This is a genomic window from Marinimicrobium sp. UBA4209 (genome assembly GCF_002381585.1).
Taxonomy (GTDB): domain Bacteria; phylum Pseudomonadota; class Gammaproteobacteria; order Pseudomonadales; family Cellvibrionaceae; genus Marinimicrobium; species Marinimicrobium koreense.
In genome coordinates, this window is record NZ_DFTP01000079.1 from 18,295 (window position 1) to 18,712 (window position 418).

The window sequence follows — 418 nt, forward strand, 5'->3', positions numbered from 1 at the left end:
TGCAAAGCACCGCCGCCTCTGGCCTGGCGAGAAATTGAGCGTGCTTCAAAAAGGCAGGCATAATAAGCACTTAGGGTGAAAAAGTCAATTTGAGCGGCTTTCCAGCGCTGGTCTCACAGGGTAAGCTGGCTTATTTGTCGAGGCCGAGTTTGCGCCATGTTCCCATCCGCTGACGTTCACTCCACCCCGCCGCTGGGAATCATTGAAGGTTTCTTCGGTCGCACCTGGTCCTGGGCGGCCCGGACCGACATGGTCCACTTCCTGGCCCGACAGGGTTACGATTTTTACCTCTATGCCCCGAAAGCGGACCCCCACCTGCGCCGCCACTGGCAGACACCCTGGCCGGAAGACGAATGGCGGGCCCTGTGCGCGCTACGCGACACCTGCCGGGCGCAGGGTATCCGCTTTGGAGTAGGAC

1 protein-coding gene is annotated in these 418 nt (G+C 60.3%); it reads left to right on the forward strand.

Annotated features, from left to right (window positions below; genetic code table 11):
- Positions 1–156 precede the first annotated feature (156 nt).
- Positions 157–418, forward strand: a 262-nt coding sequence (locus B3187_RS11900) for a beta-N-acetylglucosaminidase domain-containing protein (protein WP_286806669.1), incomplete at its 3' end; no start/stop codon positions are given.